Origin of the sequence: Methylobacterium sp. Leaf117 (assembly GCF_001422985.1) — a bacterium.
Classification (GTDB): domain Bacteria; phylum Pseudomonadota; class Alphaproteobacteria; order Rhizobiales; family Beijerinckiaceae; genus Methylobacterium.
Genome location: NZ_LMNL01000008.1, coordinates 10,628 through 33,576 on the forward strand (window position 1 = coordinate 10,628; position 22,949 = coordinate 33,576).

The following is a 22,949-nucleotide window of genomic DNA, read 5'->3' on the forward strand; positions in this document are numbered from 1 at the left end:
GTGATATATTGAAACTAAAACGGTATCTTTAAGTGATTTCTATTCACAATTAAATAATACATAAGAAATGCTGATTTTATATCAATAAATACTATCTAAAAAATAGCTATATTGGTCAAAACGTTTCAAATACAGTGCTTCAAATTATTTGCCTTGTGGTCATATCTCCGCCGGGCAATCGGCCGCCCACCAAATTTCGGCGGTGGTCCACCACATACAGATCTTGCTTCTTGTTCACGTTACGTTGTGGTTCGGCATGGCCTAGTACGCCGCGCCGACATCCAAGTGATGCGCAAAAACCATGGTGCGGGTGAAGTTTCATTCTCACACGTCAATTCCTCGAACATCGCGTCCGCATCCTGTGAAGATCGCCATCATCGCGCATCTGAAGTTTCCGATCGCCCAACCATTTTCGGGAGGGCTGGAAATGCACACACATCTACTCGCATCCGCGCTTCAAGCCCGAGGACATGCGGTCACGTTGTACGCATCGGAGGGGTCCGTCGGTAGCTTCGCCCTTGTTCCGGTATGTGCGCCGACGGGTTGCGCGTTCGACGATGTCTCGGAGGCTCGCATCGATGCGACAGAGCACGCCGCTTACGTCCGGATCATGGATGCGGTCGCCGCAGAGGGCTTCGACCTCGTGCATAATAACAGCCTGCACTTCTTACCGCTTCTGCGAGCTGGCGAACTCCCGTGCCCCATGGTGACAGCCCTCCATACCCCTCCGTTCGAACCATTTGTTCGGGGTGTACGGGCGCGGGCGCGAGACATGGCGTTTGCTGCGGTTTCGCCCTCGCTCGCGCGGGAGTGGTACGATATCATCAGTGAGCCGCATGTCATCGGAAATGGCATTGATCTCAGCGCCTTCGCCTACTCCGCGCGCCCTTCGGGCGAGCCACACGCGATCTGGATGGGGAGGCTCGTTCCCGAAAAAGGAACGCACCTCGCCATCGACGCTGCTCGAGTTGCAGAGCTGCCGCTGAAATTTGCTGGTCCACGCTCGAATCCGGCCTATTGGGATGCCGAAATTGCCCCCCGGCTCGGAGACGACGTCACTTATCTCGGTCACCTCGGACACGATGATCTCGCACGTTGCGTAGGAGAGGCCCACGTCGCTTTGTGTACGCCTCGTTGGGAAGAGCCTTTCGGGCTCGTGCTAGCTGAATTTCTCGCGTGCGGAACGCCGGTTGCAGCGTTCCGTCGCGGTGCAATTCCAGACATCCTGGATTCCTCGTGTGGGGTGCTGGCCGCTGCGGATGACGTTGCAGATCTCGGCTTTGCCGTCACGCGAGCGATACAGCTTTCGCGTACCGATTGCCGCCGCCGAGCGGAGCAACTGTTCAATGCAGAGACGATGACCGATCGCTACGAGGGCCTTTATAGAAGCGAGCTTGAACGGATTCCGAAGGCCACGATCGCTGCCCGTGTCAGCAATGGCTGAGCTTGAAAGCTCTTTGGCGCGAGCTGTGGTGTGCGTGCCCGCTCGCAACGAGGCCGATACGTTGCCGCGCCTTTTGCGATCCCTTGATCGACAAAAGGGTGTCCCTGATGGCGCACGCCTGCGTGTCATCGTCGTGGCCAATAACTGTACAGACTCCACCGTCGAGACCTTAAAGGCTCTGTCGACGCGCTCTGAGATGGTTCATATCGAGTTGCGGGTTCTTGAGGTTACCATCCCATCGGAACAAGCACACGTAGGCACTGCGCGTCGTCGAGCTCTCGATGCTGGTGCGGACTGGTTGGACCGGGACGGTGTCAAGAACGGTGTTCTTCTAAGTACCGATGCTGACGCGATCGCGCCGGAAAACTGGGTGATTTCCAACCTGCGAGCGCTGCAGACAGCGGAACTCGTGGGCGGCCGTCTGGTAATTAATAGCGACTTAGCAACCGAAGACCCGCGTCTGAATCAAATCCATGCGGAGATTGAGCGATATTGGTATGCTGTTCGCCAACTCGAAGAGGTCCTTGATCCACCGTTTCACGATCCAGCACCCCGGCACGGTGATCATGTCGCTGCGAGCCTGAGCTTAGGTGCGGATTTATATCGTCGGGTTGGAGGCTTGCCGACGCTTCCTTGCGGCGAGGACAACGCTTTGGTCTCGCGGGTGCGCTGGTTTGGCGGCCGGGTTCGGCATTGCCCAGACGTCTGGATTTCGGTCTCCGATCGCGGCGTTGGGCGTGTGATCGGTGGAATGGCCACAGAGATGATACGCCGCTCGCGTGTTGCCGACGGCCGTGAAGCCTATCTTCTGCCGGATGCAAACCATTGGCGAACCTTGATTCAGAGACGCCAGAAGTTAGCTCAATGCTTCGATGATCCTGTCCGCATGGTCCCAGCCTTGAAAGCGTTCGGGCTCTCTCAGGACGATGTCGCATCTCTCGATCTCGTAGAATGTCCCAACGCGATTGCGCTTGTGGAACGGGTCGAAGCCGCGATTGGGGAGGGAATTCCCCCAGCGGTTCTAGTGCCTCTGGAATTAGCACTCGCAAACCTCGAGGAGATGCTGGCCGAACTTCGATCATTGTCCGACCCGCGAATGTCATGAGTAGGAGACCAATCGGCTATTATGTTCATCATCAGGGCGCTGGCCATTGGCAGCGTGCATGTCTGATCGCGAGCGCGCTTGACCGTCCTGTGACATTGATCGGAACGTTTGCCACGAATGACACAGAGGCGGCGCCTGTTCCCGTCCTCGATTTACCGGACGATCGCGTTGGCGTGTCCTTTGACGGGCAAGACGGAGCAGATACCCGTCCCCTGGGTCTGCACTATGCACCTGTCTGTGCTGACAATGTCCGGACGCGAATGGGTCAGTTCGCTTCGTGGGTTGCTGAGGCCAATCCAGCTCTAATCGTCATTGACGTCTCAGTTGAAATCACCCTTTTCGCCCGCCTGATGTCTGTCCCGACATTGGCGGTTCGCCTAGCCGGAACGCGCAGCGATATGCCCCATCTGGAGGCGTTTCGCGCTGCCGATCGATTGCTGGCGTTTTTTCCGGTGGAACTCGACTCGCCTACAACACCTGACTGGGTTCGTGCGAAAACATTTTACACCGGCCTGCTCACATCGGAGAGGCCCACAACGCCAGTTGCAGACGAAGATGGTTCGATCTTGGTCATCTATGGGCGCGGTGGCGCTGGCGGTAGCCTGAGAGATCTGGCGGCTGCAGCTCGAGCGGTACCCGATCGTCCATGGCATGTGCTTGGGCCGACAAGTGGAAGCGCATCGGATTTGCCGCCGAATCTCCACCATCACGGCTGGGTTGCCGACCCGACTCCATTCATAGAGCGGGCCACTCTGGTCATCGGCGGTGGTGGCGATGGCGTGGTCTCCGCCGTAGCTGCAACGGCTAAGCGTTTCATCTGCCTTCCCGAACCCCGACCTTTTGACGAGCAATTCGAGAAGTCTCTCGCGCTGTCAGGCATGGGGGCAGCCATCCATTGTCCGATGTGGCCCAGCCCAGAAGCATGGCCGGAACTCGTCATGGCGGGCCTCGACCTGAATCCAGCCGTGATCGGTGGACTTGCACGACCGGGCGCGATCTCGCGGACTGCTGCCTTCATCATGGAAGCGGCTGAGCGAGCCGACAAGAGACGCCGTTAGGCCGAGGATCGATGACTCAGAAAGGCTGGTCGTACGCAACGCGCGCGGCGACAATCTCGTCCGCTGTTGGCAGGCGCAGGACTGTGATGGCATTGCGCCAATCGGGGTTAATCAGGCCGCAGCCTGCGAAGCTATCGAGCCAGCCATCCATCGGCCAGAGCCCGTGCCGCGCTCGGAAGCGCGACGCGTTGCGGATAATGTCGGCAAAATACTGGAGGGGTGGATCGCAGGCGCCGTGGTGCTGGTGAAAGGCTTGTCCGCTGGCGCTGAACAGCACCGGAATACCCAGAGCATCGGCGCGAAAAGCAAGATCCGTATCTTCAGCGCCGTAGCCGTCGAAACCCTCGTCGAAGCCGTTCAGGCGATCGAAAGTGGCCGTCCGGACCCCAAAGGCGAGCGACCAGAACAATCCGGGATTGTCGCTGCGTGCCATTCCGTGGGCTGGAAAGTGTCGGACGGGATGAGGATGGCCCGCCGCCCGCAGTCCGACCTCGGTCCAGCCATCCATGACCGATCCAGCCGGTAAGTATCGGATTTCACAACAGATTAGGCCATCAGCCTCGCCCAGATCAGCGCTCAGCCGCGGGACGAGATCCGCCGAGGGGATGCAGTCGACGTCGAGGAAGATCAGGTTGCCGGTCGCAGCGGCCTGCCGTCCAGCATTGCGTGCCCGAGCCAGCGGCAGGCCTGGACTGTTCAAGACGATGCGGCGAATTGGGAAGCCGTAATCAGGCAGGGGCGGGGGCTCGGCGCCCATTTCGACGACAATGCAGGCCTCAGGGTGAGGGCCCCGGGCAACGCCTTCGAGAAGGCGGGCGAGATGGGCGTCGCGACCCTTGTTCAGGGTGATGAGGGTGGTGCCGGCGATCACGGGGTGAGGCCGTCCATGGCGACAAAGATCTCGTAGGGACCAGTGAAACGCGCGATCATCTCGGGTTCGAGGCGAAACCCGGTGGGATCGTCGGCGATGAGATCGGTGGTTTGGGAGCGGTGAGCGCCGATTGCGGACGTCTTGGCGGCGCGGTGGACTGTGACATCGACCCGGAAACCGGTCGGGCCGGGGCCGACTTCGGTTCCTTCAGGAAGGGTCCAACCCCATACCGGATAAGCGAAAATCCGGATCGGGCCGAGCGCTGGCCGGGCGAGTCGGACGAGGGCTGCGGAGGCCTGATGGTCGCAATGGGGATCGTGCCCCCAGGTGACGCAGACGGCGCCGGCATCGGCGTCGTGGGCGATCGCGGCGATCCGCTCGGCGGCGTCTTCTGCCATCGGACCCGTGCTTGGGACGCCGGCATCGGGCAGGCGCAGGAAGGTCACGGCTTCCGCTGGAACGCCCAGTAGACCAGCTGCGTCGACCAACTCCGTTTCGCGGAGGTCACGCAGTTTTTCGGGGGAATACAGTGCCGAGTGCGTATGCGAGCCGCAGCCGTCGCTGACGATGACAATCCGCACGTCGCGTCCCCGAGCGCGAGCCTCGGCGATGATGCCACCGCAGCCGAGGCTCTCGTCGTCCGGATGGGGAGCCACCACGACGAGGCCCTTGCCGCCGATCAGAGCGTCAAGATCCGCAACCGGCAGGCGCTCGGCGGCGGCGAGGAAGGCATCGGCATGCATCGGGTGGCTCAAGGTCGGCGACAGCGTGAGCCGTCCCCTTAGCGGCGCCAGCCTGATCGGTGGCTGAACGGACCCGTCCAGCGACTCTTCACAGGGCCGTTCCGCTGTCTTCGGAGAAGACAGCGATGCCGCCGGCGGTGGTCAACCAGATCTCCTCGCGCCGCGCTGCGATATGGGCGAGCGCCCGGCGCAGGGGACGCAGACGGTGCGGCTGGCCGACGATGTAGGGATGGAGCGCGATGCCCATGACGAGGGGGGCGGTGCGCGACTGCTCCAGCATCTCGTCGAAGGCCTCGACGAGGGCGTCGGCGAATTGCTGGCCGGTCTCCTTGCGCGCGACGATAGCGGGGATGTCGTTGAGTTCCTGGGGGTAGGGCACCGCCAGGATGCGGCCGCCGTTGCGGGTCGCGAACCAGGTCGGCTGATCGTCGTGGCACCAGTCGAGGAGGTAGCGGTAGCCGGCTTCCGCGAGGAGATCCGGGGTGAACCGGCTCTGCGAGATCCAGGGACCGAGCCAGCCCCTGGGGGCATGGCCTTCCTGAGCGGTGAGGATGGCGGTGGCCTCGGTGATGAGGGCGCGTTCGTCGGCCTCGACGCGGTCGCCCTGGCGCTCGGCATTGGTGCGGCCGTGGCCGACGATCTCGTCGCCGCGCGCCCGGAAGGCCTCGATCAGCCCGGGGCAATCGGCGTAGAGGCGACTGTTGACGAGGACGCTCGCCGGCATCCCGAGCCCATCGAGGGTGTCCTTGATGCGCCAAGCCCCGATGCGATTGCCCCAGTCGCGCCAGGCATAATTGAGCACGTCCGGCTGCGGACCGCCGGGCGCCAGTTCAGCGCCGAGGCCGCCTCCGAAATCGAACCCCTCCAGATTGAGGGCCAGGTAAACCGCCAGACGCTTGCCCCCCGGCCAGTCGTAGACCGGCCGGTTGGGCAGAGCGCTGTAGGCGTAGCGGCCGTGATGCGGCCGGGCGTTGTCGGTCATGGGGAATCTCGAACGGATCAGGAGAGGTCCAGCAGCGCAGGTCTGCGCATCGACACCCAGTTCGTGGCGGCGTCGTAGGCGGCCCCGAGCTGCAGGCAGGCACGCTCGCCGTTGTTGGGGCCGACGATCTGGATGCCTGAGGGGCGCCCGGCCGGGTCGAAGCCGGCCGGCACGTTGAGGGCCGGCAGGCCGCTCATGGTCACAGGAATCGTCACCTCCATCCAGCGATGGTAGGTGTCCATGGTCCGGCCGCCGACGGTCTTGGGCCAGCGTTCTTCGATGTCGAAGGGGAACACCTGGGCCGAGGGCATGAGGAGGAAGTCATAGCGCTCCTGGAATCGGCGCACGGCCTCGTACCAGGCGGTGCGGCCCTCCTGCGCGGCGGTGACCTGATCGGCGGAGAGCGCCAAGCCGCGCTCGACCTCCCAGACCGCCTCCGGCTTGAGCAAATCGCGATAGGCCGGCTCGTCGTAGAGGGGTCGCAGGTTGGAAGCGGTCATCCAGGCACGCAGGGTGAGCCAATCGCGCCAGACCTTGGCCATATCGAAGCGTGGGCGGTCCCACTCCACCTTGGCGCCAAGCGCCTCGAAGGCCGACAGCGCACTGCGGTCGAGGTCGAGCACGCCCGCTTCGAAGGGCAGGTAGCCGCCGAGATCGTCGAACCAGGCGATGCGGGCGCCGGTGAAGTCCCGCTTCAGATCGTCGGCGAAGATCGCGGGGTCCTGCGTATTCGAGTACGGCACCCGCGCGTCGTAGCCGGCCTGGACGGAAAGCAGCAGGCCGAGATCCGCGGGCGAGCGCCCAATTCCGCCCGAGACGCCGAGTCCCGCCGTGAAGGCGTCCTTGGTCTCGATCGGGATGCGGCCGTAGCCGGTGCGCAGGCCGAACAGGTTGTTGAAGGCGGGCGGGTTGCGCAGCGATCCGGCATGATCGCTGCCATCGGCGACCGGCTGCATGTGGAGCGCTACCGCCACCGCCGCGCCGCCGCTTGAGCCCCCCGAAGTCTTGGTCGGATCGTAGGCGTTGCGGGTGGCGCCGTAGACCGGGTTGAAGGTCTGCGAGCCAAGACCGAATTCCGGCATGTTGGTTCGGCCGGTGAAGATCGCGCCGGCCTTGCGCAGGCGCTTGACCATGATCGAATCCGCCGCCGCGATCCGGTCGCGGAAAATCGGCGACCCTTGCGTGAAGGGCAGGCCCTTCACCGCATCGATGTCCTTCACCGCGTGGGGAAACCCGTGCAGCGGCCCGAGGAATTCGCCGCGCGCGGCTTGCACGTCGCGCTCTTCGGCGGCGGCCATCAGGTCGGCCCGGTCGCGCAGGGCCACGATGGCGTTGACGGTCGGGTTCACCCGGTCGATCTGGTCGAGACAGGCGGACATGACCTCGACGCAGGAGATGCGCCGGGCGTGGATCGCGGCCGAGAGGTCGACGGCGCCGAGGCTGAGGATGTCGTGGTCCGAAGCCGTGAGAGCCGCCGTTTTGGCCACGGCGATCGATGGGTCTGTGCTCATGCTCTGGCTCTGGAACGCGCCCGCGCGGAAAACCGGCCGTCAGGCCGGCAACCGCCGCTCCTGAAAGGCGTGGCAGGCCACACCCTCGACCAGGGTCGGGACCTCGGTGCGGCAGCGCTCGTTTGCGAAGGGGCAGCGCGGGTTGAAGGCGCAGCCCGTCGGGGGGTCGATCGGGTTCGGGATCTCGCCGGAGACGGGGATGCGCTTGCGCCCGGTGAGGCCGATATCCGGCACCGAATCGAGCAGCATGCGCGTGTAGGGGTGTTTCGGAGCACGGAAGAGTTCCCGTCCGTCTGCGATCTCGACCACCCGCCCGAGATACATCACCCCGATCCGGTTCGCCATGTGGCGAACGACGGCGAGGTTATGGCTGATGAACAGATAGGTCAGCCCGAGGCGGTCCTGCAGGTCGCGCATCAGGTTGAGAATCTGAGCCTGGACCGAGACGTCCAGGGCCGAGGTCGGCTCGTCGCCCACCAGGAACTCGGCTTCCGAGGCGAGCGCCCGCGCGATGGCAATGCGCTGGCGCTGGCCGCCGGAGAACTCGTGCGGGTATTTGACCCCGTCGTCGGGGTGCAGGCCGACGAGGCCGAGGAGTTCGCCGACCCGGCGCCCGATGGCGACGTCGCCCTGCAGGAGATTGAAGGCCCGGATCGGTTCGGCGATGATGTTCCGCACCCGCCAACGCGGGTTCATGGACGCGTAAGGGTCTTGGAAGATCATCTGGATTCGGCGGCGCAGCCGGCGCCGGGCCGCGGCCTCGCGCGGATCGGTCATCGACACGCCGGTGATCCGCACATCGCCGGCGCTCGGCGGCAGCAGGCCCACCACCATGCGGGCGACCGTCGATTTTCCCGAGCCCGACTCGCCGACGAGCGCGAAGGTCTGGCCGCGGCGAATGGCGAAGCTCACGCCGTCGACGGCGCGCAGGATCTGCCGGGGCTGACGCTCGATGACCCGGTTGAGCCAGGGGCGAGATACGTCGAACGTGCGGCGCAGGCCTTCGATCACGACGTAAGGCGCATCGCCGGGGCGGGTGTCGGGCTGGGGCAGGGGCATGACGGGCGCGTTCATGCGGCGGAGGCCTCCGATCGGTCGTAGAGGTGGCAGGCCACCCGGTGCGCGCCAACCGGGATCGGATCGGGTCGCTCGACACGGCAGCGTCCGAAGACGGAGGGACAGCGCGGATTGAAGGCGCAGCCCGGCGGAATGTTGGAGAGGCGCGGCATCGATCCCGGGATCTGGGCGAGGCGGTCGGTGTCTTGAGCCAGCGTCGGGATCGCCCCCATCAGGCCCTTGGCGTAGGGATGAAGCGGGTTCTGCACGACATCGCGGACGGGGCCGATTTCCGCGATGCGCCCGGAATACATCACCGCCACCCGGTCGGCGGCTTCCGCGATCACGCCCATGTCGTGGGTCACCAGCATCACGGCGGTGCCGCGCTCGCTGCCGAGGCGCTTCAGGAGCGCGATGATCTGGGCCTGGACCGAGACGTCGAGGGCCGTGGTCGGCTCGTCGGCGATGATCAATTCCGGCTCGGCGGCGAGCGCCAGGGCGATCACCACGCGCTGGCGCATGCCGCCGGAGAATTCGTGCGGGTAGCCGTCGATGCGCCGCTCCGGGGCCGGGATGCCGACCTCGGCCAGGAGATCGATGGCGCGCTGCCGGGCCGCCTTCTCGGAGAGGTCGGTATGGGTGCGGATCGTTTCCACGATCTGCCGGCCGACCCGATAGAGCGGATTGAGGCTGGTGAGGGGGTCTTGGAAGATCATGCCGATGCGCCGGCCCCGAATGCGCCGCATGGCCTCCGGCGACAGGTTGTCGATGCGTTCCCCCTTGAGCAGCACCTGACCGCCGACGATGCCGCCGGGCGGATCGATGAGACCGATGACGGCGGAGCCGGTGACCGACTTACCGGCGCCTGACTCGCCGACCACGCCGAGGATTTCACCCGGCGCAATGTCGAACGAGACGTCGTCGATGGCGGTGAGCGTGCCGCGCCGACCCGCGAAGGCGACGCGCAGGTTGCGAACCGAAAGGACGGGCTCTGTCATGGCGTTGCGATCATTGCAGCTTCGGGTTCAGGGCATCGCGCAGCCAGTCGCCCAGCAGGTTGATCGCCAGGACGAGGCCGGCGAGCGCGAGGCCCGGGAAGGCGACGATCCACCACTCGCCGGAGAACAGAAAGCGGTTGCCGGTCCGGATCAGGGTGCCGAGGGACGGCATCGAGTCCGGCAGGCCGGTGCCGAGGAAGGACAGGGTCGCCTCGGTGATGATGGCGAGGGCGAGATTGATGGTGGCGATGACGAAGACCGGGCCGAGCACGTTCGGCAGGACATGCCGGACCATGATCACCGGCGAGGACAGGCCGATCAGGCGCCCGGCCTGGACATAGTCCTTGTTCTTCTCCACCAGCACGGAGGAGCGGACGGTGCGGGCGTACTGCACCCAGAACGACAGACCGATCGACAGCACGATCAGGCCGATGGCGGCATCGGTGTCCATCTGGCTTCCCAGCGCCGCCTTGGCGACGCCGTCGACCACCAGCGCGATGAGGATGGCCGGGAAGGTCAGCTGTACGTCGGCGATCCGCATGATCAGGGTGTCGACGAAGCCGCCGAAATAGCCCGCCACCAGTCCGAGCACGATGCCGAGGAATCCAGACACCACGACCCCGAGCAGCCCCACGATGAGGGAGAGCCGGAGGCCGTAGAACACCGCCGAAAGGACGTCCCGGCCCTGGTCGTCGGTACCGAGGGTGAAGGGCGCGACCCCGTCGGCGTACCAGAGCGGCGGCAGGTTCGAGTTGATCAACTCGAGTTCGGCCGGATCGTACGGATTCTGCGGCGAGATCCAGGGCGCCGCCACCGCCAGCACGACGAAGACCAGCGTGACCGCGAAGGCGCCCATCGCCAGCTTCGACCGGCGGAAGCTCGCATAGACGTCGGAATCGAGGAAGCGGGCCCAGGTGGAGCGCTTCGCCGGCATCGGCGGCGTGACGGGAGCTTCCCGTGCGGTTTCCTGCACGGATACGCTCATGTGGCCCGTCCGGTGGAGAGGCGCAGGCGGGGATCGACGATGGTGTAGAGCACGTCCACCACAAGGTTGATGACGACGAAGATGGCGGCGACCAGCAGCAGGTAGGCCGCCATGATGGGGATATCGACGTTCTGCACGGCCTGGACGAAGAGCAGGCCCATGCCGGGCCACTGGAACACCGTCTCGGTGATGATCGAGAAGGCGATGACCGAGCCGAGTTGCAGGCCCGCGATGGTGATGACCGGCACCAGGGTGTTCTTCAGGGCATGGCCGAGATGGATCGAGCGGGTGGTGAGCCCCCGCGCCCGGGCGAAGCGGATGTAGTCCGTGCGCAGCACCTCCAGCATCTCGGCCCGCACCAGCCGCATGATCAGGGTCATCTGGAACAGCCCGAGGGTGACGGAGGGCAGGATCAGGGCGCGTAGCCCCGAGCCGGTGAGAAATCCGGTCGTCCACCACCCAAGGCGCACGGTGTCGCCGCGCCCGAACGAGGGCAGCCAGCCGAGGGTCACCGAAAACAGGAAGATCAGCAGGATGCCGATGAGGAAGGTCGGCAGGCTGATGCCGATCAGCGAGATGGCGAGGAAGACCTTGGCGAGCCACGTGTCCCGCCGAAGGGCGCAGTACACCCCCATCAGAATGCCGACCGTCAGGGCGAACAGAGTGGCGCAGAGGGCGAGTTCCAGGGTGGCGGGCATGCGTTCGGCCAGCAGCGCCGAGACCGGCTGGCGGAACTGGTATGAGGTGCCGAACTCGCCGCGCACGACGTTGCCGGCGTAGCGCAGGAACTGCACCGCCACCGGATCGTCGAGCCCGAGATCCTTCCGGATGGCGACGCGCTCGGCATAGGGCGTGTCGACGCCGACGATCTGGTTCACGGGATCGCCCGCGAAGCGGAACATCGAGAAGGCGATCAGGCCCACCGCGAACAGCACCGCGATCGACTGGAGCAGGCGCTGGAGGATGAAGGCGATCATCGGTGGGTGCCTCGCGCGTCACCGAAAGGTTGATGTTCGTTCGCGTATGACCCGGACACACCTTGATCCTCGACGCGGCCCTCTTCCCGAGCGGAACTCGGGCCTGCCCGAGATCCGTCGCGCTCGTGGGGAGGTGATGGGGGTGGTTGGGTGACCCTCCGCCGACTGAGGCGAGCGGAGCCACCCCCACCCCTAGCCCCACCCCACAAGGGGGAGGGGGACGCGTTCGGAACCCGCACCGCCAAAATGATCACGGCTGCTTCGAGACCCAGTACAGCATCAGCATGTTGTCAGGCCGCGCCGTGAGGGTGACCTTCTTGGAAACGCCCCAGGCGAGCGCCTGCTGGTGCAGGGGAATGAAGCCCCAATCGGCCTGGATGGTGTCGAAGCCCTCCTTGATCTCGGCATTGCGCTTGGTCTGGTCGGTCTCGGCCTCGACGGAATCCGCGAGGGCATCGACTTTCGGGTTGCAGTAATTGCCGAGGTTCCAATTGCCGCGGCCCGGCTTGGAGCCGTTCCGGCAACCGGCGATCTCGAACAGGATGTTGTGCGAATCCTGGGAGGAGGGGGTCCAGCCGACGAGGTAGAAGGAGGTGTCGTAGGCCGGTGCCAGCACCTTGGCGAAGTATTTTGCCTTCGGCTGCGCGTTGAGGTTCACCTTGACGCCGACCCGGGCCAGCATCGAGACCACCGCTTGGCAGATCGCCTCGTCGTTGACGTAGCGGTCGTTGGGGCAATCCATGCCGAGCGAGAAGCCGTCCGGATAGCCGGCTTCGGTCAGGAGCTGCTTGGCGCGCTTCGGATCGTAGTCGGGCCGCTTGAACTCGGAGGCGCGCGGAAACAGCACCGGTGCGATCAGCAGGGCGGAGGGCGCCGCTTGGCCCCGCATGACGCGCTTGGCGATGGTCTCCTCGTCGATGGCCCGGTAGAAGGCCTCGCGCACGCGCACGTCCTTGAACGGGTTCTTGCCCTTGACGTTCGAGTCCTTCAGCTCGTCGCGGGACTGGTCCATGCCGAGGAAGATGGTGCGCAGTTCGGGGCCGGCCATCACCGTCGCGGTGCCGCTGCCATTGACCCGCTGCGCGTCCTGCAGCGGCACCGGGTCGATCCAGTCGACCTCGCCGGAGATCAGGGCCGCGACGCGCGTGGCGTCGTTCTGGATGGTGGTGAAGACCGCCTCGTCGAGGTTCGACTCGATCTTGCCCCAGTAGTTCGGGTTCTTCTTGAACACCGTCCGCACGCCGGGCTGGTGCTCGGTGATGATGAACGGCCCGGTGCCGTTCTCATGCAGGGCGGCGTAGCTGGTGGAGGTGGCGCTCGGCAGAGTCGGGGCGACGGCGCCGTTCTTCTCGGCCCAGGATTTCGACATGATGTACCAGGTCGAGAACTGGTACAGGGCGATCGGGTTGGGGCTCTTGAGTTTCATGTCGACGGTGTGGTCGTCGATCTTCACCCACTCGGCGTCCGACGGCACGTTGGTGGTGAAGTTCGAGCCCGGCGCCCGTACGCGCGTGGCCGAGAAGATCACGTCGTCGGCGGTGAAGTCTGAACCGTCGTGGAACTTCACACCCTTGCGCAGGTGGAAGCGCCAGCGCGTCGGCTCCGGATTCTCCCACGATTCCGCCAGCATTGGCGCCAGCTTGAGGTCCTTGTCGCGGGTGATGAGCGAGTCGAAGACCGCACCATGCATCCCGATGGTGAAGCTTTCTTTCAGCGAGTAGGGGTCGAGGGACTTGATGTCGCCCTGGAAGGCAAAGCGGAAAACGTTGGCGGCCTCGGCCGGAGCGACGGTTCCGAGGCCGAGACACCCCGCCAAGGCGGTTGCCGACACGAACGCTTTCACGGTGGACTTCAACAAGGCAGGCATCCTTTTCAAGCCGACTTCCCACGCTGGCGTGAGCACCTTGGCACGGATCGGGCCAACCTCGAACGGTCTTTCGAATTCAATCCACTCCGATACGCCGCCGCGGATTTCACGCCCGGCAGCGCCTATCTGATTCGCGCAGTGATGCCCAAAAATCGGTCAATAGCCACGAAACGGTCAAGTCCCGCATCGCCAGCCGGATACCGCAGGGCCGACGGCCTCGTGGGAACGGCTGAACACGGCGAGGTCTGCACCGGTTGAACCGGCAGTCCCGATCGAACCGACGCTTTCAGGAGACCGGCCGCATGTTCGCCACCCGTAAGCCCCTCGACCAGCAAGTCATCGTCATCACCGGCGCTTCGAGCGGCATCGGCCTCTCCACGGCCCGGATGGCCGCAGCGGCCGGCGCCAAGGTGGTGCTCACCGCCCGCAACGGCGACGTCCTGGCGGAAATCGCGCGCGAGATCGAAGCGGCGGGCGGCGAAGCGACCCACGTGGTGGCGGATGTGGGCGAGCGCGCGCAGGTTCAGGCCGTGGCCGACCGGGCGATCCAGCGCTTCGGGCGCATCGACACCTGGGTCAACGATGCCGGCCTGTCGATCTTCGGGCGCCTGGAAGAGGTCAGCGATGCCGATCACCAGCGCCTGTTCCAGACCAATTTCTGGGGGTTGGTCTACGGTTCGCTGGTGGCCCTGCCGCACCTCAAGCGCTCGGGCGGCGTGCTGATCAACCTCGGCAGCGTCGCCTCCGACATCGCCTTCCCGTTGCAGGGCATGTACTGCGCCAGCAAGCACGCGATCAAAGGCTTCACCGATGCCCTGCGCATCGAGTTGGAGGAAGAGGGCGCGCCCGTGGCGGTCACGCTGATCAAGCCGGCCTCGATCGACACACCGTTTCCCCAGAATGCGCGCAACTACACCGACCACGAGCCGAAACTGCCGCCGCCGATCTACCGCACCGAGGAGGTGGCCAACGCCATCGTGCACGCGGCCGTGCATCCCCAACGCGACATCTATATCGGCGGCGGCGGACGGGTGATGAGCGCGTCGAAGCGCATGGCGCCGCGCGCCTTCGATCGTATCGCACGGACGATGACGGCGCAGCAGCAGCGCGACGAACCCGCCCGCGACCGGGGCGGCGCGCTCTACGAGGCGGGCCTCGGCGGGCGCGTCGCCGGCGATCATCCGGGCTACGTGATGCGGCGCAGCTTCTACACCCGCTCCGCCCTTCATCCGCTGACCACGGCAGCGGTGGTGGCGGGCGTCGGGCTCGCGGCCGCGAGCCTGCTCGGCGCGGGGCGTCGACCGTGAGCGCCTGCGAGCCGAACCCCCTCCGCCCTCGGGCCAGTGGGGCCGCCGTGTCGGGATGCATCCACGGGGGATCTCGCTGATGGCCGATCTTGAGCACACGCTGCAACGCTTTCAAAGCCTTATGCTGGCGGAGCAACCCGTCGATGTCGGCGAGGCCGAGGACGCGATCTGGGCTTATCTCGCGCAGGCTCAGGGGCTGAGCGCGCAGATCGGAGCCCTGGACCGGCTCCAGGCAGCGGTGACGCGGTGGGACAACCGTTCGGTATTCCTGCCCCAGTTACGCGCCGCACTCGATCGCCATCGTGCGCGTCTCGCCGAGCCGTCGGCCTGAGGGCGCTGGGGGGTACTGGTCCCAGTCCTCGTGGCGCTTCGAGGGCTTGCCGAATGAAATTCGATTGCGACAGGGGAATGGCACTGGATCGTGCCGTTCCCCTGTGGCATTGCGATAGGGTTATCTCGGCGGTGCAGCATCGTGTGTTCGCCCGACACGGCAACGCGCGAGCTTGGCATGAACCTAGACGCTGTTCATCGCTCGATCGCCTTCGCGAAACCATTCAGGACGGTTGAGACCGACATCATTTCACAGGATAGCGAGATCACTTTTCGCGGGCGCGGTCTCGCGACCCTCCGGGACGGACGCCTTCTGCTCACGGTCTGTCCGCTCTGCTCTCAAGCCAATACGCCCCGTGGGACGACGAACGGCCAGTGCGCTTGGTGCGCCTACGTTCCCTCTCTGGCAGATGCCGAGCCGACCGCATCGATGCAGGCCGCGGCCGACGACACCTGACACGCCGACGGTCACTGCGGATCAAACGAGGCGTGGGATGCTTGACGGAGCGTCTGGCTGACGGGCCGCTCGCAGTCTCGCATCCCGGGCGTTCGAATTCTAACGTTGCTCTTATCCCACGGACGTCTCCTCACCGTCAGTTCGACGGATTTCGGGCAGTTCGACGGATTTCGGGCAGTTCGACGGATTTCGGGATCGACAGCGCTGAACGTCCGGTCGCTGCGGACGGGAAGGCGGGGCGGCCCCGCGAGACTTTTGTTCTCGTTTGCCGTGCCGGGATAACCGGTTTCCAGTGATCCCTGACAAACTCTAGGCTTTGGCGAACAGGCGCTCGTAGGTCGCTTCGGCAACCCCGTAGCTTTCGCCCGCCGCGACACGCAACTGAGTCCGATCCAGGATGGTGATGCGGCCGCGACGAGCGCGGATCGACCCAGCGCCTTCGAGATTCTGGACTGCCAGAGTCACTCCGGGGCGCTGTACGCCCAGCATCACCGCCAGCACCTCGTGCGTCAGGAGGAGTTCGTCGCCGTCGACGCGGTCGTGGCACATCAGCAGCCAGCGGGCGAGCCGCGCCTCGATGCCGAAACTGGCATTGACGAAGGCGGTCTGCCGGGCCTGGAACAGTTCGGCCTCGAGAAAGCGTAGCACTGGCTTGCGCAGGCCGGGCCCTTCCGCGATCGCTGCGGCCATGTCCGCCACCTCGATCGCCAGTGCTGACCCTGCAATCTGAACGATATGCTCGTAGGGCGACGTCTCCGCACCCAGCATCAGGGTCGAGGCTCCGATGAGGCCCTCCGGTCCGATCATCCCCACTTCGAGCCGGGTCGATCCGATCTGCATGATGATCGAAATCAGTCCCGATTCCACGAAGTAGACCCGATCGGGCGCCGTGTCGGGATGGACCAGGACTTGACGAACCGTCAACGCGGCCGGACGCAGCCGCGGCTGCAGCAACGTCCAGTCGCCCACCGAGAGCATTCGCAACAGACGGTTACGAGGTAAGATTTGCATTCGTATAGGCCCGAGTCCTGCTCTCCTGGGGAAGAGAACAGAGCCCCACCCTCCACTGCGCGGCCATATCCAAAGATCAACATTAGATCAATGAAAGATGGTGATCTTCCAATCGGCGCATGAAAACGATCTTGGATAATCTGATAAACATAGGTTAAGTGTTTGAAATCATACAAATGCGTTGGCGGTGCTTACAACCGCTCGTTCCGCGAGTTAGAACGAGATTGATTGTGGGCGACCTATCTGCACGTGCGTGGCATGGAAGACCGTGACCTGGACTCTCTGGATCGACGACGCGCCTTGTATCGGCGGCGATCGCCTGGGGCTTCGCTCCGCCCGTTTTCGTCCCGGATCGCAGGGCAACCGCTCAGCCGCTGATCGCCGCACCTCGGGACTCGCGTAAGCGAAATCCGACACCCGTTGCCAAGATTACGGACACCGTCTTGTCATCACATTCCTCGACCCCGCCTCTCGACGCCATGAACCCGTTGATCCGGAAGCTCGAAGGGTTCGGTCCCCTCTCGGATCAGGACCGAGCCATCCTCACGAGCGTCAGTGCCAGCGGCCATCTGATCGGGCCCCGCGTCGACCTGATCCGGGAGGGCGACGCACCGGATGGCGTCATCCTCATCATGGAAGGCATTGCCTGCCGGCAGAAGCATCGGGCGAACGGCGCTCGGCAGATCACCGCCTATCTGGTGCCGGGCGACGCCTGTGACCTCGATGTGGCGCTGCTCTCGCGGATGGACCACACCATCACCACCCTGTCCGCCTGCCGCGTGGTGCGCGTTCCCCTCGACGTGGTGAAGCGCCTGATGGAGGAGCATCCGGCCATTGCGCGCTCGTTGCGGATGTCCACCCTGGTCGATGAGGCGACCTTGCGCGAGTGGCTGGTCAATGTCGGGTGCCGGTCGGCGATCGAACGCATCGCTCACCTGTTCTGCGAACTGCTGCTCCGGTTGCAGGTCGTGGGATTTGCGAGCGAGGACACCTACGAGTTTCCCGTGACGCAGCTCGACCTGGCCGACACGGTCGGCCTGTCGAACGTGCACGTGAATCGGTCGCTTCAGGAACTCAGGCGCCAGGGCGTGATTGAACTCAAGGGGAGGACCCTGAGGATTCTCGACCGTCAGCGACTGAAGTCGATCGCCGAATTCGATGCCAAGTACCTGCACCTGGGAACGCGGGCCGCAGCATGACCCTGAAACTTCAGCCCGTGCAGATTGCGACGGGCAGCAACGACCGCGAAAGCCGTCTGGTTTTCGAGGACGGCCGTCTCGTTGCCGTACTGGTCCAGCTCTCCAGCGAGCATGATTCCCATGCGGGTCACTGGTTCCTGGAGGCGGGGTTCGGACGCGTCGAGGATCCGCACGCGCCCATCTTCGCCGACCTCCGAGAGGCGCAGGCCTGGATTGCCCGACAGCTGGCGGATGTCGATCCCTCGTACTGACTGCACTCCGTCGCGCCGTGACGGCAAGACCTGAGAGGTCTTCCTGCAAGCCCCAGACGTTTTCTGAGCAGACATCGCGAAGACGATTGATGTGTGTGAATGCATCATCCGCGGGTCTGCGTCACGATCATTCCCGTTACCCCTTCATGGGTGTGACCGGGGTCTCGCCGATGCCTTACCCCCCGATTGTGTCGGCGAGACCACGCTCAAAACTCCTTGTATCGTCGTGGTTCAAGTATTATCATTCGTTTTCCATAATAGCTTAAGTTCGGTCAAGGCATCGCTTGAATACGTTTCAGCATGAATTCTTGTAGATGAACGCGTCGTACTGATCAAAACAACAATTGAAACATTTTTCAATCGCTGATTTCGATCTCAAAACATCTTTATCGTAATATTCGAAAACTGATCGTTTACTTCTCGGTGGCATCCATGGCTCGCGGACATGCTGTGCGTAGGCCGATGGAGCATCACGACCATGCGTTCGGTTTCGAGTCTCACGGCCTTTTCTTCGCCGGGCCCTGCGCCTTGCCGCTCCGAAGCCGCCGTCCTTGCCTCTTATCTCGACGTGGTCCGACAGGGATTTCTGCTGTTCGAGGGTGGGCGAGTGATCCTCTGCACGGACCCGGCCCGCGATATTCTCACCGCGTTCGATCTCTCCACCGATCCCACTGCCCGGTCGGCCCTTCGCACCCTGTGCCGCCTCCTCGCCCTTCATCCGCGTGCTCTCTTCGCGCAGGTACGGCAGGCCTTCGAACGCCACGAGCCGGTCGCCTTCGAGGTCGCACGTCCGGCGATGACGGTGGACATTCGATTGCATCCGGTCGGTTGCGGGAATGCCGCCGCCACGCGTTGGACCGTCACCCTCGAGGACGTCACCACCCGCCGTGCCGCCGAGGCTGCGGCCAGCAGCCATGCCCGCCTCGATCCGCTGACCGGCCTGCCGAACCGGCGCCATCTGCGCGAGCGCCTTGAGGAGGCGCTGGCGCGAGTTGGCGCCTCCGCCGCCAGCTGCGCCGTGCTGCTGGTCGATCTCGACCGCTTCAAGCCCGTCAACGACACCCTCGGCCACGCCATCGGTGACGCCCTGCTGGCGAAGGTCGGCGACCGGCTCAGCGCCACCCTTCGACCCGGTGACACCGTCGCGCGCATTGGCGGCGACGAGTTCGTCGTGGTCCAGAGCGCTCCCGCGAACGTCGAGGAGACGCGCGCCCTGGCCCGACGGATCGTCGATCTCGTCGGCCGCACCTACATGGTCGAGGGTCACCTTCTGACCATCGGCGCCAGCGTCGGTGTCGCTCTGGCTCCGGAGGACGGGATGGATGCCGACCGCCTCCTCAAATGCGCCGACCTCGCTCTCTATCGGGCCAAGCTCGAGGGGCGCGGGACTTTCCGTTTCTTCGAGGCGGAAATGGATGCGCGCATGCAGGCCCGCCGTCGCCTCGAACTCGACATGCGCCAAGCTCTGGGGCGGCGGGAGTTCACGCTGCATTACCAGCCGCAGATGAATCTCGGCAGTGACCGCCTGACCGGCTGCGAAGCGCTGCTGCGCTGGCAGCACCCGGAGCGGGGTACCGTTTCGCCGGCGGATTTCATCCCGCTCGCCGAGGAAATCGGCCTGATCGTTCCCATCGGTGAATGGGTGATCCGCCAAGCCTGTCGCGACGCGGCAACCTGGCCGGCACCGATCACCGTCGCGGTGAATGTGTCGCCGGCGCAGTTCAAGGGCGACCGGCTCGTGGAGGTGATCGTCTCGGCCCTGGCGAGCTCGGGCCTGCCGGCCGAGCGCCTGGAGATCGAGATCACCGAGGGCGTCCTGCTGCAGGAGAACGCGCGCACGCTGCGCATCCTGCATCGCCTCCGCGCCCTGGGAATCCGCGTCTCGATGGATGATTTCGGCACCGGCTACTCGTCGCTGAGCTACCTGCGGTCGTTCCCGTTCGACAAGATCAAGATCGACCGCTCCTTCGTGGCCGACATCACCCGCAAGCCGGACGGCGATGCGGTGATCCGCGCCATCGCGGGGCTCGGGCGTAGCCTCGGGATGACGACCGTGGCCGAAGGGGTCGAGACCGAGGACCAGATGCGACGCATCCGGGCCGAGGGCTGCACCGATGTCCAGGGCTACCTCGTCAGCCGACCGATCCCCGCCGAGGCCCTGCTCACGTTCTTCGCGAGCCGGGGTCAGCACGGCCTTGCCCACGCGTAGGGCCTCGAACCACGACGCTCTCCCGCTTTCGGAAATCCGCCATGACCCAGCTCTATCGACTCGTCTATGCCAGCAAGAACCTGTTGGCCGTGCCGGAGGCCGAAGCGAACGCCGCCGTCAGCCAGATCCTCGCCGCGTCGCAGCGGAACAACGCCGCGGCCGGAGTGACCGGCGCCCTGATGTTCAACGGCGGCGCGTTCGCGCAGGTGCTGGAGGGGCCGCGCCAGGATGTCGAGCGCACCTTCGAGCGAATCCAGCGCGACGAGCGGCACGGCGACGTCACCGTCCTCGAATGCGGGCCGACCGAGGCCCGCGGCTTTGCCGACTGGTCGATGGCCTATGTCGGGCGAGCCACGGCGGGGGAGGCGCTATGGAGCGACCTCGGGCGCGAGAGCGGGTTCGACCTGTCACGGCTCGACGGCGATGCGATCTTCCGGATGCTGCACGGTCTGGTCCTGGAGGAGGAGGGACTGACTTCGCCCGCCCCGGCCTTCGACGCCGACCGGGTCCGCGCCGAGGTTTCCGAGCTTCGGCCTGACCTGCATGCGCCGCTCGAGAGGGGGGTCGTCGAGCGGGACGCTTCCGCCCTGGCGGTGCTGCGTCAGGCCCTTGCCGAGGAGCGTCGCCGAACCACTGAGCTGCGCGGTGCACTCGACGACGCGCGCATCGCTGAGGCACAGGCGCAGAATCGGTGCGAGTCGCTTTGTCGGGAGCGCGACCTGTGGGTCGAGCGAGCCCGCAGCCTCGCCGCCGCTTTGTGCCGGGAAGCCGAGGCGGTCCGCCGGGGCCCCGCGCCCGATCAGGATGCGGCGACCCGCGCCGCCTGACCGGGCGGCCGCTACACCTTGAAGTTCATCAGCAATGCGCCGGCCGCAGCCGAGACCGTGCGGGCACCAGTGGCACCGTAGGACGCCCCCTGGTCCTGCCGGACCTGCAACTGCTTCACGAAAGTGGCGAGCAGATCACCGGTGCTCTGGCCGGACGGACCGACCGTTGCGGATTCCGATGCCACCCGAGGCGCCCCATCCGTTTGGGACGGGTCGGGGTCGCCCCGCAGGACCGAGTTCAGGGTTCGGGCTTGGTCGCCGGTGAGCGCTCCGCTCTCGACTTGCCGGCCGATCAGGTCATCGATGCGCGTTCGCAGGCCGGACGGGTCCAGGCGCGCCGCCTCAGGGCCACTGCCGATGCCCTGCGTCAGCGCGGCATCGATCGAGTCGACCGCGGTGTTCAGGGCGGTCTGATCGGCGCTGCTGAGGGTGCCGGCTGCCGTCCGCGCCGCGATGTCCTCGTGTGCACGAAGGCGCGGCGATGGCGGAAATGTCCCGGCCTGTGCGGAGATCGACGTCATGTCCTGGCCCTGGCGGGACCTTATCCCATCCTCCTGATGGCGCGGATCCGGTTAATGTTCGGTGAGAAGCCGCCCCTGTGATTTGACGCACCGTGAGCCCGACCGATCAGCGAACGGCTTTTGCCGACCTTGTCTTCGGTGCGAAAGCCAGCCGACGAATTGTCTCCCAGCCTACCCCGGCAAGGGCAGCCCCCTCCCAGACGTGCGACAGCTGGTTCTCTTCGCAGGTCCTGTGTCTATCGCGGGACAAGACGCGTGCCGTCCGGGACCCCGAGGGCGGTGCCGAGGCGGGTGCGGCAGTGCTTGAGGCTCCGGAAGGCACGTCCGGAATCGCGGGCGAGCCGGATCAGGGCACCGACTTGGCCGGGCTGGCGCGCGACGGCGCCGAGAACGGCGAGGATATCGGGCTCACCGTTCGGCTTCAGGGCCGTGGCGGCGAAGGCCGGGATCGCCCGCTCGGCCGGGTCGCAAACGACCCGGAGAGCCGCGAACGGCAACCCGTGCGCCTGCGCGAAGGCCGCTGCCGCGTGCGATTCCATGTCGACCGCGGCGCAGGCGGTCGCAGTCCGAAGCGAGGCTTTCGCCGCGACGCTGAGCACGGCGGCATCCACCCCGGCGATGGCAGCGGTGCGGACCGATACGCCAATTCCCGCAAGGGCCCGTTCCCAGGCGGCCACGATGGCAGGATCGGCCGGGTAGCGTGCCTCGGCGGTGACGATGGCGCTCGCAATCAGGACGTCGCCCGGCTCCAGGTCGGGATCGAGACCACCAGCGATACCGATGCTGACGACCGCGCGGCATTCCGGGGATAGACGATCCGCCAGCATGCGACGCAGGCGTTCGGGATTCCCGCCCGCACCGATGGCGACAACGTCGTCGCCTGAGGCGAGGCGCGCCTCCTTGGCCAGCCCGGTCACGGCGAGTACGGGCTGTGCGCCGGATGCGGAGTTTGAAACCATGCCGTCACCCGACCTGTGTTGCCTTGGCGTTCATCGCTCGACGCCTTCGGATGCCGGATGGATCCGGCGAGGCCGGCGATCCGATTCCCGCATCCCGTTCGATGCTTATCGCTCCCTCACCCCTCTGTGAGTCGCGGGAACTCACCCCTCCGCGCTCTGCAAAGCAGAGCGCGGTTCACTTTGCACAAGCTCAATAGATTTCGGACAGGCTTGAGGTCCGCCTTGGAGGAGAGTGCGACCGTCGGTAGGGGAGGGCGCGATACAGCGGGAGACTCACCCGT

At 65.2% G+C, this 22,949-nt stretch carries 21 protein-coding genes; 9 read left to right on the forward strand and 12 right to left on the reverse strand.

What is annotated here, in order from left to right; all coding sequences use genetic code 11:
* The first annotated feature begins 361 nt into the window (after positions 1-361).
* The 3 genes from ASF57_RS24480 to ASF57_RS24490 are packed head-to-tail and all read left to right on the forward strand — an operon-like array spanning position 362 to position 3,607.
* Complete coding sequence (locus ASF57_RS24480; protein ID WP_082503735.1) at positions 362-1,444, forward strand: glycosyltransferase family 4 protein; 1,083 nt, start codon at positions 362-364, stop codon at positions 1,442-1,444.
* A complete protein-coding gene (locus ASF57_RS24485) occupies positions 1,437-2,549 on the forward strand; it encodes a glycosyltransferase (RefSeq protein ID WP_082503736.1) in 1,113 nt (370 codons plus the stop codon). Before ASF57_RS24480 ends, ASF57_RS24485 begins: the two co-directional genes overlap by 8 nt.
* Positions 2,546-3,607, forward strand: a complete 1,062-nt coding sequence (locus tag ASF57_RS24490) for a glycosyltransferase (RefSeq protein ID WP_082503737.1) — start codon at positions 2,546-2,548, stop codon at positions 3,605-3,607. The genes ASF57_RS24485 and ASF57_RS24490 overlap by 4 nt, the downstream gene beginning before the upstream one ends.
* 16 nt (positions 3,608-3,623) lie before the next feature.
* Here ASF57_RS24490 and ASF57_RS06315 read toward each other — a convergent pair whose 3' ends face one another.
* From ASF57_RS06315 to ASF57_RS06355, 9 genes are all read right to left on the reverse strand, one after another.
* Entirely contained in the window at positions 3,624-4,475 is an 852-nt protein-coding gene (locus ASF57_RS06315) for a galactosyltransferase-related protein (RefSeq protein ID WP_056481183.1), read from the reverse strand.
* A complete protein-coding gene (locus ASF57_RS06320) occupies positions 4,475-5,221 on the reverse strand; it encodes a PIG-L deacetylase family protein (RefSeq protein WP_056481142.1) in 747 nt (248 codons plus the stop codon). The genes ASF57_RS06315 and ASF57_RS06320 overlap by 1 nt, the downstream gene beginning before the upstream one ends.
* Before the next feature lie 88 nt (positions 5,222-5,309).
* Positions 5,310-6,203, reverse strand: a complete 894-nt coding sequence (locus ASF57_RS06325; protein WP_056481144.1) for a polysaccharide deacetylase family protein — start codon at positions 6,201-6,203, stop codon at positions 5,310-5,312.
* Positions 6,204-6,220: 17 nt separating this feature from the next.
* Complete coding sequence (locus ASF57_RS06330) at positions 6,221-7,714, reverse strand: amidase (protein ID WP_082503738.1); 1,494 nt, start codon at positions 7,712-7,714, stop codon at positions 6,221-6,223.
* Between the two features lie 39 nt (positions 7,715-7,753).
* Positions 7,754-8,773 carry an oligopeptide/dipeptide ABC transporter ATP-binding protein gene (locus tag ASF57_RS06335; protein ID WP_056481187.1) on the reverse strand — a complete coding sequence of 340 codons (1,020 nt, stop codon included), beginning with the start codon at positions 8,771-8,773 and terminating at the stop codon, positions 7,754-7,756.
* Between the two features lie 11 nt (positions 8,774-8,784).
* Positions 8,785-9,768: an ABC transporter ATP-binding protein gene (locus ASF57_RS06340; protein WP_056481147.1), complete on the reverse strand. Its 984-nt coding sequence runs from the start codon at positions 9,766-9,768 to the stop codon at positions 8,785-8,787.
* A gap of 10 nt (positions 9,769-9,778) precedes the next feature.
* The gene (locus ASF57_RS06345) at positions 9,779-10,702 is read right to left on the reverse strand and encodes an ABC transporter permease (RefSeq protein ID WP_056186705.1); all 924 of its coding nucleotides are present in this window, start codon (positions 10,700-10,702) and stop codon (positions 9,779-9,781) included.
* A 47-nt stretch (positions 10,703-10,749) separates the two neighbouring features.
* Positions 10,750-11,730 carry an ABC transporter permease gene (locus ASF57_RS06350; protein ID WP_056186703.1) on the reverse strand — a complete coding sequence of 327 codons (981 nt, stop codon included), beginning with the start codon at positions 11,728-11,730 and terminating at the stop codon, positions 10,750-10,752.
* Positions 11,731-11,980: 250 nt separating this feature from the next.
* Entirely contained in the window at positions 11,981-13,546 is a 1,566-nt protein-coding gene (locus ASF57_RS06355) for an ABC transporter substrate-binding protein (protein ID WP_244476844.1), read from the reverse strand.
* A 353-nt stretch (positions 13,547-13,899) separates the two neighbouring features.
* Between ASF57_RS06355 and ASF57_RS06360 the strand changes: the two genes are divergently transcribed.
* Both ASF57_RS06360 and ASF57_RS06365 read left to right on the forward strand, forming a co-directional pair.
* The gene (locus tag ASF57_RS06360) at positions 13,900-14,904 is read left to right on the forward strand and encodes an SDR family oxidoreductase (protein WP_056481151.1); all 1,005 of its coding nucleotides are present in this window, start codon (positions 13,900-13,902) and stop codon (positions 14,902-14,904) included.
* Between the two features lie 79 nt (positions 14,905-14,983).
* A complete protein-coding gene (locus tag ASF57_RS06365) occupies positions 14,984-15,235 on the forward strand; it encodes a hypothetical protein (RefSeq protein ID WP_056481153.1) in 252 nt (83 codons plus the stop codon).
* Between the two features lie 765 nt (positions 15,236-16,000).
* Here ASF57_RS06365 and ASF57_RS06375 read toward each other — a convergent pair.
* Positions 16,001-16,645 (reverse strand): Crp/Fnr family transcriptional regulator, encoded by a 645-nt coding sequence (locus tag ASF57_RS06375; protein ID WP_244476842.1) that lies wholly within the window; start codon positions 16,643-16,645, stop codon positions 16,001-16,003.
* 500 nt (positions 16,646-17,145) lie between these two features.
* Between ASF57_RS06375 and ASF57_RS06380 the strand changes: the two genes are divergently transcribed.
* From ASF57_RS06380 to ASF57_RS06395, 4 genes are all read left to right on the forward strand, one after another.
* Positions 17,146-17,901: a Crp/Fnr family transcriptional regulator gene (locus tag ASF57_RS06380; protein ID WP_348528120.1), complete on the forward strand. Its 756-nt coding sequence runs from the start codon at positions 17,146-17,148 to the stop codon at positions 17,899-17,901.
* The gene (locus ASF57_RS06385) at positions 17,898-18,152 is read left to right on the forward strand and encodes a hypothetical protein (RefSeq protein WP_056481159.1); all 255 of its coding nucleotides are present in this window, start codon (positions 17,898-17,900) and stop codon (positions 18,150-18,152) included. Before ASF57_RS06380 ends, ASF57_RS06385 begins: the two co-directional genes overlap by 4 nt.
* A 478-nt stretch (positions 18,153-18,630) precedes the next feature.
* The gene (locus ASF57_RS06390; RefSeq protein WP_056481161.1) at positions 18,631-20,361 is read left to right on the forward strand and encodes an EAL domain-containing protein; all 1,731 of its coding nucleotides are present in this window, start codon (positions 18,631-18,633) and stop codon (positions 20,359-20,361) included.
* Positions 20,362-20,402: 41 nt separating this feature from the next.
* Complete coding sequence (locus ASF57_RS06395) at positions 20,403-21,188, forward strand: BLUF domain-containing protein (protein WP_056481163.1); 786 nt, start codon at positions 20,403-20,405, stop codon at positions 21,186-21,188.
* An 11-nt stretch (positions 21,189-21,199) separates the two neighbouring features.
* Here ASF57_RS06395 and ASF57_RS06400 read toward each other — a convergent pair whose 3' ends face one another.
* Positions 21,200-21,709, reverse strand: coding sequence for a hypothetical protein (locus ASF57_RS06400; protein WP_056481165.1), 510 nt, complete (start codon positions 21,707-21,709; stop codon positions 21,200-21,202).
* A 236-nt stretch (positions 21,710-21,945) separates the two neighbouring features.
* On the reverse strand, positions 21,946-22,668 hold the full coding sequence (locus tag ASF57_RS06405) for a phosphorylase (RefSeq protein ID WP_056481167.1): 723 nt from the start codon (positions 22,666-22,668) through the stop codon (positions 21,946-21,948).
* Positions 22,669-22,949 lie beyond the last annotated feature (281 nt).

Coding starts and splice junctions, on each gene's coding strand:
- ASF57_RS06320 (WP_056481142.1), bottom strand. CDS start 5,221: ATGCATGCCGATGCCTTCCTCGCCGCCGCCGAGCGCCTGCCGGTTGCG.
- ASF57_RS06360 (WP_056481151.1), top strand. CDS start 13,900: ATGTTCGCCACCCGTAAGCCCCTCGACCAGCAAGTCATCGTCATCACC.
- ASF57_RS06335 (WP_056481187.1), bottom strand. CDS start 8,773: ATGCCCCTGCCCCAGCCCGACACCCGCCCCGGCGATGCGCCTTACGTC.
- ASF57_RS06340 (WP_056481147.1), bottom strand. CDS start 9,768: ATGACAGAGCCCGTCCTTTCGGTTCGCAACCTGCGCGTCGCCTTCGCG.
- ASF57_RS24485 (WP_082503736.1), top strand. CDS start 1,437: ATGGCTGAGCTTGAAAGCTCTTTGGCGCGAGCTGTGGTGTGCGTGCCC.
- ASF57_RS06365 (WP_056481153.1), top strand. CDS start 14,984: ATGGCCGATCTTGAGCACACGCTGCAACGCTTTCAAAGCCTTATGCTG.
- ASF57_RS06325 (WP_056481144.1), bottom strand. CDS start 6,203: ATGACCGACAACGCCCGGCCGCATCACGGCCGCTACGCCTACAGCGCT.
- ASF57_RS06350 (WP_056186703.1), bottom strand. CDS start 11,730: ATGATCGCCTTCATCCTCCAGCGCCTGCTCCAGTCGATCGCGGTGCTG.
- ASF57_RS24490 (WP_082503737.1), top strand. CDS start 2,546: ATGAGTAGGAGACCAATCGGCTATTATGTTCATCATCAGGGCGCTGGC.
- ASF57_RS06390 (WP_056481161.1), top strand. CDS start 18,631: ATGCGTTCGGTTTCGAGTCTCACGGCCTTTTCTTCGCCGGGCCCTGCG.
- ASF57_RS06345 (WP_056186705.1), bottom strand. CDS start 10,702: ATGCCGGCGAAGCGCTCCACCTGGGCCCGCTTCCTCGATTCCGACGTC.
- ASF57_RS06385 (WP_056481159.1), top strand. CDS start 17,898: ATGACCCTGAAACTTCAGCCCGTGCAGATTGCGACGGGCAGCAACGAC.
- ASF57_RS06330 (WP_082503738.1), bottom strand. CDS start 7,714: ATGAGCACAGACCCATCGATCGCCGTGGCCAAAACGGCGGCTCTCACG.
- ASF57_RS06400 (WP_056481165.1), bottom strand. CDS start 21,709: ATGACGTCGATCTCCGCACAGGCCGGGACATTTCCGCCATCGCCGCGC.
- ASF57_RS06405 (WP_056481167.1), bottom strand. CDS start 22,668: ATGGTTTCAAACTCCGCATCCGGCGCACAGCCCGTACTCGCCGTGACC.
- ASF57_RS06395 (WP_056481163.1), top strand. CDS start 20,403: ATGACCCAGCTCTATCGACTCGTCTATGCCAGCAAGAACCTGTTGGCC.